Consider the following 13,572-nt stretch of genomic DNA (forward strand, 5'->3'; position numbering starts at 1 on the left):
TACAGGTTAAGAGTGGGAGAATGGGAGGGCAATGGGATGCTTTGTCGAACTGGAAAGTTGGTGAACAGGAAAAGAGTATGAATACACAGTTGAAAGAAACGCATACGAAAAAAATTTTAACGGAAGCAAAAGGATACTTGAATGTTGGATTTACGCATTCCTTGAATCCATACAGCGGATGTGGATTCTCTTGTTTATACTGTTACGTTAGAGAAATGCCTATCCAAACGTTCAGAGATAGTACATGGGGAGAATGGGTCGATATTAAAGTAAATGCAGTCGAGAAATACCGCCATGAGATAAAAAAACTTCGCAAGAAACATTCCACGGTGAATCTCTTCATGTCTTCTGCCACAGACCCATATCAGCCGATAGAACGCAAGGCAGGGATAACAAGGGGCCTGCTAGAGGAAATGGTTGAAAATCCCCCTGATTTTTTGCAGATCCAAACTCGCGGCCCTCTTATCACGCGAGATATCGATTTGCTAGTTCAGCTACAAGAGAAATGTAAAGTGCTTGTATCCATGACAATTGAAACGGACAGAGAAGATATAAAGAAGCTATTCGCCCCTTATGCTCCGGGGATCCAATTGCGATTAAAGACGTTGAAAGAAGTCCACGAAGCTGGTATCTTCACCCAGGCTGCAATCTCACCGGTTTTGCCATTTACTCCTGACTTTCCAAAGGCACTGGAAAACATCGTAGACAGCATTTGGGTTGATACATTGAATATCGGTGATGGAATGTTTGGAAAGCGTTCCGCTAGGTTAGGCATGCCCAGGTTATTTAAGGAAAATGGACTGGAAAAATGGTATCAAAAAGATATCCACGTAAGAGTGGAAAAGTATTTTAAAAAATACTTCCCCGATCATATGGTAAGAGTTTCAAGAGAAGAAGCATTTCCGGAATTATGGAATAAGTAGTTCAAAAATTAAGTTGGGAATTCATATAAGAAAAGCGTAAGCGCCTTGGTCACCCCCGACAAGCTTAAGCCCAGCCTCGAAGTGGCGGTCTTTTGCCACCCAGAGGCTAGGCTTAAGACCTCGAGGGGGTAGGCGCTGCAGCTAGACAAGAAAAGCGCAAGCGCCTTGATCACCCCCGACAAGCTTAAGCCCAGCCTCGAAGTGGCATCTTTTGCCACCCAGAGGCTAGGCTTAAGACCTCGAGGGGGTAGGCGCTGCAGCTAGACATCTCTGAGATTTATACTTGCTTATCTTTTAAAAAAGAAGTCGGCCACTCCAAAAGGAAGAGACCGACTTCTTTAATTCTATTAATTTATTTTACCCATTTATCAATCAGATCTTGATTCTCTTCGACCCACTTTTTCGCCCCGTCAAGCGGTTCTTCGGCATTTTCTGTGTAATCGATCAGCTCGCCGATTTGCTTATCATTCATCTTCCAATTTTTAAACCATTCGCTCACTTCCGGGTAATCTTCCGCAAATCCTTGTCTGGTGGCATGGTGAATCTTTTCCACACCGCCGAATGTTTCTTGCGGGTCCTCGAGGAATTTCAGATCATATTTAGAAAATATCCAATGCGGGCTCCAAAGCGGTGCCACGATTGGTTCCTCAGCTTTTACTGCTTCTCCAATTTCAGCCAACATCGCAGGTTCAGAGCTAGGCAGCAGCTCATAATCGAGATCATAGTCTTTAATTAATTGTTCGGTTACTTCCATCGTACCTGCGCCAGGATCAAAACCGACAATTTCACCATCGAACAGCTCTTTGTGGTCGTTTAAGTCCTCTACACTGTTTACTTCTTCCAAATAACTTGGCACGACAAGTCCTACTTTTGCGTTATCGAACCACGTTGCATCGGAGAAATTGACCGTATCTTGGTATTTCTCCAGGTAATTGGCATCCTGAACAGGCAGCCATATTTCCAGGCTGGCGTCCAACTCGCCGTCTTCCAAAGCCTTCATTGTTGTACCCATATCCAGTACATTTAACTTCACGTCATAGCCTTTCTCTTCTAGGATGGCTTTCCACATATTTGTAACAGCAATATTTTCAGCCCAGTTAATTTGGCCGATCGTTATTGCTTCTTCGCCTTCTTCTGTTCCAGCTTCGCTGTTAGATTCTCCGCTTGTGTTTCCACATGCTGTCAATACTGCGAGCATGAGAATCGCTAAAATAAGACTAAGCTCTTTTTTCCAAGTATTCATGTTGAAAAAAACTCCCCTTTGTTCTTGTATATTTATTTAAATACATTTCAAATATTAAATGTATTTAGAAACAATTTAACGAAAAGATCAAAAGAATTCATCTCTTCTTTACAAAGAGACGATAACATTCCTATAGCCAGGTAGTCTATAGCCATCTTTCTATAGACTACCTGATAACAACCTGTCCACTTAATCGTGCTGGTCTTTCGGTAAAAACTCAAATATCTTGCCGCTTCTTATACTTGCAACTAAGTCATCCAACCAGCGATAGTAGGTTTTGGATCCCTCTAGTTGATCATAGTACTTTTTTGCATCGGCAACGATTTCCGGTGTGCTGGTGGTCTCTTTTATGACATCTATTAAATCTTCTTGTGCTTCCTCGATTGCTTCCATATTCATTTTTACTTCTCGTTCCCACATCTGACAATAAAACACCATGAAGGAACGAAAGAAATTTTTCTCCGCAGCATAGGTATGCTTCCGGGAGCCACGTGTAAATGTCTTTTTCACCATGGCTATTTCCTGGAGCTTACGTACACTGGTACTCATACTCGGTTTACTCATGTCCAGCTCCGTACGCATTTCATCCAGGGTCATCTGATCTTTAAAATACATGGTCGCATATAAGTTTGCGGCCGATGGGGTTACCCCATATAAATCCATTGTCTCTGCAATGGCGCCAATCACTTTGTCCTTTGCTTCTTCTATTTTCATTCTTGATCTTTCTGTCGATTCACTCATAAAGTCGCTCCTTCGCGATAAAGTAAAGCGCGTTAAATAACATTTAAATTTTCTTCACAAAACTTATGTTATCGCGTTCAGATGAAATGTCAAATGGAAAATCGCAATCCGTGCCGGATGCAATTGCCTGCTACCTGCATAACGACAACTATTACCGGGTATTTTGATTCTTCTTAAACTTACACGTTTTATTCTACTTTGACAGTCAAAAAAAGAAATGATATGATTTTTAAATGTTAAATATATTTTTAATAAACTTAATCTAATTTGAAAATTGGAGTTGATAGTTGTGAATCTAAAACAACAACAATACATTAATGGCAATTGGGTGGATGCGAACGCAGGGAATACGCGGGATATTATTAATCCATTTAACCAGGAAGTGATTGCTACCGTTCCAGAGGGGGATGAATCCGATACAAAGGCAGCAATCGCTGCAGCAAGAGTAGCATTTGATCATGGTGAATGGCCTACAACCCCGGCAACGGAACGGGGGGCGGTTGTAAGGAAAATTGCTGAATTAATAGAAAGAGATAAAGAAGAACTTGCTCATCTGGAATCATTGGATACAGGTAAAACAGTAGAAGAAAGCCGCGGAGACATGGAGGATATCGCTGGTGTTTTCCGTTATTTTGCCGAGCTTGCCGATAAAGATGGCGGGGAGTTGATCGATTCTCCTATTCCTAACTCTATCAGCAAAGTAGTGCGCGAACCAGTTGGTGTGTGCGGCCAGATTACCCCTTGGAATTATCCATTGCTTCAAGCGTCCTGGAAACTGGCTCCAGCGCTTGCGACTGGAAACACATTAATCATGAAGCCAAGTGAAATCACACCACTAACGACCATAAAAGTATTCGAACTAATCGAAGAGGCGGGAGTGCCTGCTGGTGTTGCCAACCTGGTTCTTGGTGCTGGCAGTACCGTGGGTGCCGAGCTGTCTGATAATACGGATGTAGACCTTATTTCCTTTACAGGTGGAATTGTTACTGGGAAGAAAATCATGCAAGCGGCAAGCGTGAATGTGAAAAAGCTGGCCCTTGAACTTGGTGGGAAAAACCCGAATGTCGTTTTTGCTGATGCTGATTTCGATGTAGCAGTCGACCAGGCGTTAAACGGGGTTTTTTTCCACGCAGGACAAATCTGTTCCGCTGGCACAAGACTGATTGTCGAAGAAAGTATTCACGACGAGTTCGTAAACGCACTTGTTGAGCGAGTGAAAAAGTTCAAGCTTGGCAACGGATTTGAGGAGGATACGCAAATGGGTCCGCTTATTTCAGCGGAACATCTTGCCAAAGTAGAAAAATATGTAGAAACAGGTATCCAAGAAGGCGCTACAGTAGCAGTTGGCGGCAGCCGTCCGGCTGATCCAGAACTGCAAAATGGATTTTTCTATCTGCCTACCATTTTCACAGACTGCACGACAGACATGCACATTGTTCAAGACGAAGCGTTTGGTCCAATTATTACGGTCGAGAAGTTCCGGACAGAAGAGGAAGCAATAAAGCTTGCGAACGATTCGATCTACGGGCTTGCCGGCGGCGTTTGGACCAACGATATTGCAAAAGCGGAGCGCTGTGTAGCGAAGATGCGCATGGGAACGGTTTGGATCAATGACTTCAACCTTTACTTCCCGCATGCCCCATGGGGTGGATTCAAGCAGTCTGGAATTGGACGCGAACTAGGAAAACTGGGGATGGAAGAATATACCGAAACAAAGCATATATTCCAAAATCTGAAACCTGAATCGATTAACTGGTTCTAAGCTATCAATCTATTATGATTTCCAGGATTGGGAGGGATACTTTTCATCCCTCTCAACTTAAAGCCCGGAACTTACAGTAAATGATAGATAAAAACAATAAATTTCATAAAGGAAGAAAGACTTTTTCTTACTTCTTTCTTCCATTTTCAACACCAAGGAGGAACAGAAGATGAGTGAAACATACGATATTGTGATTGTTGGCGGGGGGAGTGCGGGTTCCGTGCTCGGCGACCGCCTGAGTGAAGATGGAAAAAAAAGTGTCCTTGTTTTGGAGGCAGGACGCAGTGATTATCCATGGGATCTATTGATTCAAATGCCGGCAGCTTTGCCATTTCCAGCAGGTAAAAGCCTTTACGACTGGAAATACGAATCGGACCCTGAACCGCATATGAATGGGCGACGTATAAAGCATGCCCGTGGTAAGGTGCTCGGAGGCTCGAGTTCGATCAACGGGATGATCTATCAACGTGGAAATCCAATGGACTATGAACGCTGGGGAGCAGACGAAGGGATGGAATCGTGGGATTTTGCGCATTGTCTTCCGTATTTCAAACGCTTGGAAAATGCTTTAGGGTCGCCGGATGATGATCTTCGCGGCCACGACGGCCCGATTAAATTGGAACGCGGGCCAGCCAAAAATCCTTTATTCCAAGCCTTCTTCAATGCAGGGGTAGAAGCCGGTTATTCCCGCACCCCTGATGTGAACGGTTTTCGCCAGGAAGGATTCGGTCCGTTTGATAAGCATGTTTACAAAGGCCAGCGATTGTCAGCTTCACGCGCTTATTTGCGTCCGGCGATGAAGCGTGAGAATCTGACGGTCAAGACTCGCGCTTTTGTAACGAGTATCGACTTCGATGGTACGCGGGCTAAAGGATTGACCTATCGACGCAACGGGAAGACGCACCAAGTGAACACAGGGGAAGTCATTCTTGCAGGCGGTGCCATCAACACGCCGCAGTTGCTTCAACTGTCCGGTGTGGGCGACGCCGAGCACCTTCGCTCTTTAGGCATTAAACCGGTAGTTGACCTTCCAGGTGTAGGAGAAAACCTCCAGGATCACCTTGAAGTCTATGTCCAACACGCTTGTTCAGCTCCTGTTTCCGAACAGCCGAACTTGAATAAATTGCGGATGCCTTGGATCGGTTTGCAATGGATGCTCGGACGTACGGGAGCGGCAGCGACCAATCATTTCGAAGGCGGAGGTTTCGTCCGTTCAAACGAGGACGTCGATTACCCGAACTTAATGTTCCACTTCCTGCCGGTAGCTGTGCGGTACGATGGACAAAAAGCGGACACCGCTCACGGATTCCAAGTACACATCGGACCGATGTACTCTGATGCCCGTGGATCATTAAAGATTCGTTCGAAAGATCCGAAAGAGCATCCGAGCATGGTCTACAACTATCTATCTACGGAACAGGACAAACGCGAGTGGGTGGAAGCAATCAGAATCACCCGTGAAATTATGTCTCAACCTGCTATGAAGCCTTACAACGCAGGGGAAATCTCACCGGGCCCTTCCGTTCGTACAGACGAAGAGATATTGGAATGGGTAAGGAATGATGCTGAGACAGCCCTTCACCCGTCTTGTACGGCAAAGATGGGGCCCGCTTCTGATCCTATGGCTGTTGTAGATCCAAAAACCATGAAGGTCCACGGGCTTGATAATGTACGAGTGGCAGATGCTTCGGCGATGCCTTACGTCACAAACGGCAATATCCATGCGCCGGTCTTGATGCTGGCGGAAAAGGCAGCGGACTTAATCCAGGGGCGTAAACCGCTCGAACCTATTCATGCGGATTACTATCGTCATGGAGTACATCCAGCCGATTCAGGCACCGTAACTGCTAAATAATATGTTTTATGAGAAGGCCTCTTTTATGATGTGTTTGCTCGAAAAGCATCCATCCTTGTGAAAGAGTACCTTCTTTTTTTATGGGAAAGAGTACAAGGAATTATGGGAAAGAGTACAAGGAATCCCCACATGTATACTGTGGCTCGGTAAACATTCTGTAAAAAACCTGGAAAGCAAATTAAGGCTTTCCAGGTTTTGTTTTTTTGCCTTCTTTATTTTGTCTCCAGCTGGTTTTCAGCTAGTTTTGCCAGGTCCTGGGCGTTTGTGCTGATTTCTTGGACTGTGGCAGAAATGTCTGTGATTGCAGTTGCCTGTGTATCCGTCATTTGATGGATTCCGGAAAATGCATCATCCAGTTTGGCAATCAGGTTTTGGATATTCTTGGTGGCATCATTGATTTTTTTGACATTATCTTTTGAGTTGTTGGCAAGTTTCCGAATCTCCTCCGCCACAACACCGAATCCTTTACCCGCTTCACCCGCACGTGCGGCTTCAATCGATGCATTCAGACCCAGCAGGTTGCTTTGTTCAGAAATGCCCTTGACCACCGTTGATATTTCGCCGATTTCTTCGGTACTTTCACTTACTTTTTTCACTTGTGAAGAAACATCCGTTACATGCTCGGCCAAATCGTTTATGGAGCCTGTGATTTCCTGAACAGAAGCCGCAGACTGTTCTACAATTGCTAACAAACTTTCGGCCACTTCGTGAAGTTTATTCGCTTTTTCCAGACTGGTTCCGATCCCAACGCCTCCAATAACGGTACCATTCTCGTCACGCAGTGGGATGGCGCGGGCGATTAGTGGGAAGCCGAATAATTCTTTCGGAACTATTTCCGATTTCGGAGAGTTTTCCCTAATGGCATTGGTGATGATGTCTCCCTCTGTAAGCGGATCGCCGGGGCTGACATTAAGGGAGAATGTTTCCCCTGGAATATTGATGATCAGTTTTTCCGTATCATAGATGCCGACCGTGATGTCATCGTTTATTAATTGATTTAAGACGGGTGCCACCTTGAGAAAAGAATTTAACAGCTCTGAATCGGTCCCTGTTTGAGTTTTAACTTCGGTCATTTTATTCCTCCTCGTTTCGTTTAGTATGGAAACTGGCGCTGTCCATAGTTGATCGAAATCCATTTCAACGTCGTGAATTCCTCAAGACTCCATTCCCCGTTTAGCCGACCTAGACCAGATTGTTTTTCACCGCCGAATGCGACAATTGGTTCGTCATTAATCGTGATGTCGTTCACGTGAATCATGCCGGTATGTACCTGCTTTGCTAACTGGACACCGCGTTCTCCATCCCTTGTGTGCACAGCACCACTTAGACCAAAGTTGGTATCATTCGCAATCCGGATTGCTTCTTCATCCGTACTAAATGTCATAACACTTACTACTGGGCCAAACATCTCCTCACGAGCAATGTCCATATCCGGAGTCACACCTGTCAATATGGTTGGTTCCACCATATTACCTGAAATATTGCCTTGTAGCAGTGGTTCAGCCCCTTGTTCTATGCCTTTCTCGATGAGTGCTTTTAAGGTCTGGGCCGCTCTTTCGTTTACGACAGGGCCAATAACGGTATCAGGGTCTCGTGGATCGCCGGTTTTAAGGGAAGCAATTTTATCTCTATATTTGCTGATAAACTCGTCATAAACAGATTGGTGGACAATGATACGGTTTGCGGACATACAGATTTGGCCCTGATGGGTAAACCGGCTGAATGCCGCTGCGTTCACCGCATAGTCGATATCCGCATCGTCCAAAATGATAAATGCGCTATTCCCGCCTAATTCGAGCAGTGGTTTTTTAAAATGCTTCGCTGCCAGTTGTGCGATATGTCTACCCACGCCAGTGGAGCCTGTAAAGGAGATAATCCTTGGGATAGGGTGCTCTACAAATGAATCGCCAATTTCGCTAATGTCCGTAACCACTACATTGAATAGACCTTTGGGAATGCCAGCTTCTTCAAAAATCTTTGCAATCAATGTACCTCCGACGATAGGTGTTTCTTCGTGCGCTTTTAGAACAACACCATTACCAGCGCCGATTGCCGGGGCAATCGATTTAATGGACAAGAAAAAAGGAAAGTTGAATGGGCTGATAACTCCTACTACACCAGCAGGCATGCGATATAGGCGGTTCTCCTTCCCGTTTTCAACGGATGGTAGAATTTTGCCTTCTTTTTTAAGTGGAAAAGTTGCTGCTTCCTTGATCATATTTTTGACAAGGCCTATTTCGAACGCTGCTTTTAATCGTGTGCCACCAAGTTCATCGATAATGAGGTTCGTGATCTCCTCTTCATGGGCATCAATATATGTTACAGCATTCTCAAGGAGGTCTCGTTGTTGATAAGGATTAATTTGATTCCATTCATCCATAGCTGCTTGTGCTGCTAAATAGGCAGCATCTACATCTTCTGTCGAAGCCATTTTGAACTCTGTTATTACTTCACCGTTGTATGGATTTATATCTTTCAATGTGCGGCTGCTTTTTCCATCAATCCATGAGCCGGCAATGTATTGTTTGTTGAGCGAGTGGATGTCTAACATAATATTCCCCCTGGTATGTAAAATGTAATACCTTTTTAATATCGGCATAAATAGTCCATAAGTGAAGGTTTGTTTGTGAGGTAGCTTCAAGCCTTTCACGGCAAATGTGAAACGAATCGTTAAACTAATGAAGGAATAGAGGCACAAACTCTTGAAATTAGACGAAAAGCGGTCTGTATGGATACTAAATTCCACACAGACCGCTATTTTTAAAATTCTATTTCTCATAGTACTTCAGTTTTTCAGTGGGCGGCCTCCCATTTTGTGTGGAGGGGTTCCCTACCAGCCATATACACTTTCACACGTATTAGCCTGTGGTTCATAATAACAATGCTGTTTATATTGCCCTGTAAACGGCTGTCCGTACCACTCTGGTGGACACTCGCCATAAGGATTGAAGTACCAGAGGGAAAACTTGGAGGGATGTTCTCTCCAATAGTCCAACACTTGCCTGGCTAACCTTTTTTCTGCGCTTCTCGCTCTGTTATAAAAAACGTTCCCCTTTTGCACGGCTTCAAACGAGTAATTTCCTCCCTGTACTTGGAAGATGACATCCCGAATGGAACGTAAACCTTCAAAGTCAGAGCAATTGGCTTTCAGCCGATTTACAATGACATTTCCGACCATCAGCATCCCTTGCTTTCCTTCCCCTTCAGCTTCTGCCCTTATCATCCTTGCTACTAAGTCAACATCCTTGTCTGTATATTTTACTCTTGCCATTTTTGTATCACCTCTAAGAGCATTCTATGTAAAATGCCCATAAAGTTGCTTTTTTACATGAACAATATAGTGAAAGAAGATGAGTATGGCTGAGTGGGCTGCTTATATACAAACACTCGATGGTCGGATAATCGTTTGGGAATCTCTGGTCTTAGAGACCCTTTCCCTCGATTACTTATTTTCCTTCCCAATCTCCGGAAGTACGGTCTTTGCCACTTTTTCATCCAACGCTTCATAATCATAATACTTGATGGTTTCATATAGCTCTTGGCGTGATTGCATGTCTTCGAGCTTTTCTTTTTGCGTGTCGTGTTCCATGATTTCCGTAAAAACCCGCTCGTAAGCTTTGGCAGCCACGCGCAGGGATGTAACGGGATAAATGACCATGCTCATTCCGAATGAGAGGAAATCCTCTCCTGTAAAATAAGGGGTTTTTCCGAATTCGGTCATGTTGGCGAGGAGCGGTGCGTTGATAGCTGACGATGCCTGCCGGAAGTCTTCTTCACTTGTCAATGCTTCAGGAAAGATGGCATCGGCTCCAGCTTCGACGTACATATTGGCTCGCTCCATGGCTTTTTCCATTCCTTCCACTGATTTTGCATCTGTCCGGGCTACAATGACAAGTGTGGGAGCGACTTCTCTGATGGTCCTGATTTTTTGCATCATTTCTTCTGGTTCAATCAGTTTCTTTCCATTCAAATGCCCGCATTTTTTTGGCAGCAGCTGGTCCTCTATTTGCACGGCGGCAACTCCGGCTTCGACCATTTCTCTTGCCGCCCGGGCTACGTTGATGACGCCTCCGTAGCCTGTATCGATGTCGACGAGTAGAGGGAGATCGGAAGCCCGGATAAGTTCTTGGGCTTTTTCGGCCATTTCATTTGAATAAATGAGGCCAAGGTCAGGAAGCGCCCGACTTGCCGTATAGGCAGCGCCGGACAGATAAATGGCCTGGAAGCCGACATCCCGGGCGATTTTGGCGGATATCCCGTCGTGAGTGCCAGGGATTTTTAGCAATTCCGGTTGGTTGATCAATCTTTTAAACGTTTCTGCTCTTTCTGGCTGCGTTGATTTTGGTTCGACGATCCAAGACATCTATGATTCCTCCTTCATTATATGCGGAATAGCTCCATGAACTGATTGACAGGTGTATCTGTCAGTTCATTATAGTTCTCGCACAATTCAAGAATTTGGTTGGCCTGGCGAAGTGGAAACCGTGTCTTTATATTGTGCTGGAATTTATCCAAAAGCAGCGGTATGCCTTCCTCACGGCGGCGTCTGTGTCCTATCGGGTATTCTACTGCTATTTGGTCGGTGTGTGTGCCATCAATGAAGAACACTTGGACAGCATTGGCGATGGAGCGCTTATCCGGATCGAGATAGTCTTTGCTGTATTGTTCATTTTCGGTTATCACCATTTTGTTTCTCAAGCGGTCGATTTCCGGGTTGGCGGCTACCTCGTCTTCATAGTGGTCCGCATTCAATGATCCATATAGAAGGCCGATGGCTGTAATGTATTGGATACAATGATCTCGGTCTGCCGGATTGTAAAGCGGTCCCTTTTTATCGATAATACGGATGGCTGATTCATGTGTCGTAATGGTTATTCGCTCGATGTCTTCGATTCTTCCGTTGATCTGTTCATGAAGTTTGATTGCTGCTTCCGCTGCAGTTTGAGCATGAAATTCAGCAGGGAACGATATCTTAAACAAAATGTTTTCTATCACATAGGAGCCAAAAGGACGTGCCAGGGTCAATTCTTTTCCGCCGAAGAGGACATCCTGGAATCCCCAACCCGGCGCCGAGAGGGCAGTCTTATAGCCCATTTCTCCGTTCATTGTCATTAAGGCCAGTCTCACTCCCCGGCTTGTTGCATCTCCGGCTGCCCATGATTTTCGAGATCCAGTGTTTGGTGCGTGACGATAGGTGCGAAGGCTGGAATTATCGACCCATGCTTGTGAAACCGCATTGATGACATCTTCTTTGCTGCCTCCAAGCATAGCGGTCACTACGGCTGTCGTGGCCACCTTGACGTAAAGCACATGGTCAAGGCCCTCGCGGTTGAGGCTGTTTTCCAGTGCCAGTATCCCTTGAATTTCGTGAGCTTTTACGATATTTTCCAGCACTGTGCTCATCTGAAGTGGCCTTTTTCCTTCCGAACATCTTTTACGGCTGATATAATCGGAAATTGCCAGGATTCCTCCTAAGTTGTCGGAAGGATGTCCCCATTCTGCAGCAAGCCAAGTGTCATTGTAATCGAGCCAGCGAATCATGCATCCGATATTGAAGGCCGCATGGACAGGGTCCAGTTCATAAGGTGTACCTGGAACACGGGAGCCATTCGGGACGACGGTGCCAGGTACGATAGGGCCTAAATGCTTGGTGCACTCTGGATAGCGTAAGGCTAAGAATCCACAGCCAAGCGTATCCACCAATACATATTGTGCTGTTTTCAACGCTTCTTCGCTAGTGATCTTGCCATATACGGCGTAATCGGCAATACGTTCTAATACTTGGTCGGCAGTTTGTGCCGTTTTCACGTTCATTTCTGTCATTGTCAACGCCACCTTTTCATTATGTAGTAATCTTAAAAAAGCCAGCCGGGATATCCCGGCAGATTGTTATTTAAGGGTGAAGTCCACGCGGACCAGTATAGAGAACTCTTGGTCTGAACAACTTATTGTTGGCATATTGCTCAGATACATGGGCGCACAATCCCAGCGTCCTGGCCGCAAAGAAAATAGGGGTATACAAGTCGATCGGGATACCCAATAAGTAATAAACAGGCGCTGCATAGTAGTCCAGATTCGGATAAAGCCCTTTTTCTTCTTTCATCAATTGTTCCCCAGCTTCGCACATTTCCATGAGCTCCTCCTGTTTTTTCTCCGCTGCGAGCTCCCTCAATGCTTCTTTCATCAGCGTGGCTCTTGGGTCCATTTTTTTCATATAAACACGGTGTCCGAAGCCCATCACTTTTTCTTTCTTTTTAAGTTTTTCATAGAGGAGATGGCGGAATCCATCGGTTGTTTTGCCGTTTAGCAACATATACATAACTGCTTCGTTCGCTCCTCCGTGCAGGTTTCCTTTCAACGAAGCGACTGCTCCGGTCAGCGCCCCGTAGATATCTGAGTTCGTCGAAGCAATGACGCGTGCAGTAAAAGTTGAATTCGGCATTTCGTGTTCACTGTAAACCATCAAAGACTGGTCAAAATAGGAGGCTTCTGTTTCTGTAGGTTCTTTACCTGTAATCATATGCAAAAAATTTGCACTGTAAGACAGTTCCTGTCGCGGAGCGACCACGGACTCGTTGTGAAGGATGTGATAGCTGTTCGCCACGATATTGGGAATCTTCGCCAACAGACTGACAGCAATCTGCCTGATTTGTTCTTCGCCCCGTTCGTCTAGATGCTGTTCGTATCCTGCGAGTATGGAAATCCCTGTCCGCAACGCATCCATTGGGTGTGTATGTTTAGGCAGTTTGTGGAAAAGGGAGAAGAAATCATCTGGGAGCTCATACTCTTCTTTTAATTCTTGTTCAAGAGTGGAGCGTTCTTGTTGCTTAGGCAGTTCTCCCTGAAGTAACAGCTGAACGAGATCTAAATATTCCCTGTTTTGGGCGAGCTCGATTAAATCATATCCTCGAAGGACAATTTCTTCCGCTTCCACATCCAAGTAAGAAAGCTTCGTTTCGGATGCAATCACCCCGTCCAAACCGGGTTTATAACTCGTTTTTTCTTGCATAAGACCCCTCCTAGTCGTATTTAAGCAAGCGCTTTCAAA

Annotated in this window: 11 protein-coding genes; 3 read left to right on the top strand and 8 right to left on the bottom strand. The window is 45.2% G+C overall.

Annotated features, from left to right (window positions below; genetic code table 11):
- Nucleotides 1-77: 77 nt before the first annotated feature.
- Nucleotides 78-923 carry an SPL family radical SAM protein gene (locus ERJ70_RS01865; protein WP_209369089.1) on the top strand — a complete coding sequence of 282 codons (846 nt, stop codon included), beginning with the start codon at nucleotides 78-80 and terminating at the stop codon, nucleotides 921-923.
- Between the two features lie 352 nt (nucleotides 924-1,275).
- On the opposite strand, the gene ERJ70_RS01870 is transcribed toward ERJ70_RS01865, so the two are convergent.
- Nucleotides 1,276-2,166: a glycine betaine ABC transporter substrate-binding protein gene (locus tag ERJ70_RS01870; protein ID WP_209366753.1), complete on the bottom strand. Its 891-nt coding sequence runs from the start codon at nucleotides 2,164-2,166 to the stop codon at nucleotides 1,276-1,278.
- Nucleotides 2,167-2,355: 189 nt separating this feature from the next.
- Nucleotides 2,356-2,907 carry a choline uptake/conversion transcriptional regulator CudC gene (gene cudC, locus ERJ70_RS01875; protein ID WP_209366754.1) on the bottom strand — a complete coding sequence of 184 codons (552 nt, stop codon included), beginning with the start codon at nucleotides 2,905-2,907 and terminating at the stop codon, nucleotides 2,356-2,358.
- A gap of 289 nt (nucleotides 2,908-3,196) precedes the next feature.
- On the opposite strand from cudC, the gene betB reads away from it, so the two are divergent.
- Nucleotides 3,197-4,669, top strand: a complete 1,473-nt coding sequence (betB, locus tag ERJ70_RS01880) for a betaine-aldehyde dehydrogenase (RefSeq protein ID WP_209366756.1) — start codon at nucleotides 3,197-3,199, stop codon at nucleotides 4,667-4,669.
- Between the two features lie 169 nt (nucleotides 4,670-4,838).
- Complete coding sequence (betA, locus tag ERJ70_RS01885; RefSeq protein WP_209366758.1) at nucleotides 4,839-6,524, top strand: choline dehydrogenase; 1,686 nt, start codon at nucleotides 4,839-4,841, stop codon at nucleotides 6,522-6,524.
- A gap of 212 nt (nucleotides 6,525-6,736) precedes the next feature.
- Here betA and ERJ70_RS01890 read toward each other — a convergent pair whose 3' ends face one another.
- The 6 genes from ERJ70_RS01890 to mmgD form a co-directional block, all read right to left on the bottom strand.
- Entirely contained in the window at nucleotides 6,737-7,597 is an 861-nt protein-coding gene (locus tag ERJ70_RS01890; protein WP_209366760.1) for a methyl-accepting chemotaxis protein, read from the bottom strand.
- A gap of 20 nt (nucleotides 7,598-7,617) precedes the next feature.
- Nucleotides 7,618-9,075, bottom strand: a complete 1,458-nt coding sequence (locus ERJ70_RS01895) for an aldehyde dehydrogenase family protein (protein ID WP_209366762.1) — start codon at nucleotides 9,073-9,075, stop codon at nucleotides 7,618-7,620.
- 279 nt (nucleotides 9,076-9,354) lie between these two features.
- Nucleotides 9,355-9,795 carry a cell wall hydrolase gene (locus ERJ70_RS01900; RefSeq protein WP_209366764.1) on the bottom strand — a complete coding sequence of 147 codons (441 nt, stop codon included), beginning with the start codon at nucleotides 9,793-9,795 and terminating at the stop codon, nucleotides 9,355-9,357.
- Nucleotides 9,796-9,966: 171 nt separating this feature from the next.
- Entirely contained in the window at nucleotides 9,967-10,887 is a 921-nt protein-coding gene (gene prpB / locus ERJ70_RS01905) for a methylisocitrate lyase (RefSeq protein ID WP_209366766.1), read from the bottom strand.
- Between the two features lie 17 nt (nucleotides 10,888-10,904).
- Entirely contained in the window at nucleotides 10,905-12,347 is a 1,443-nt protein-coding gene (locus ERJ70_RS01910) for a bifunctional 2-methylcitrate dehydratase/aconitate hydratase (protein WP_209366767.1), read from the bottom strand.
- A 70-nt stretch (nucleotides 12,348-12,417) separates the two neighbouring features.
- A complete protein-coding gene (gene mmgD, locus ERJ70_RS01915; RefSeq protein WP_209366769.1) occupies nucleotides 12,418-13,533 on the bottom strand; it encodes a citrate synthase in 1,116 nt (371 codons plus the stop codon).
- Between the last annotated feature and the right edge of the window lie 39 nt (nucleotides 13,534-13,572).

This window comes from Sediminibacillus dalangtanensis, assembly GCF_017792025.1.
Classification (GTDB): Bacteria; Bacillota; Bacilli; order Bacillales; family Amphibacillaceae; genus Sediminibacillus; species Sediminibacillus dalangtanensis.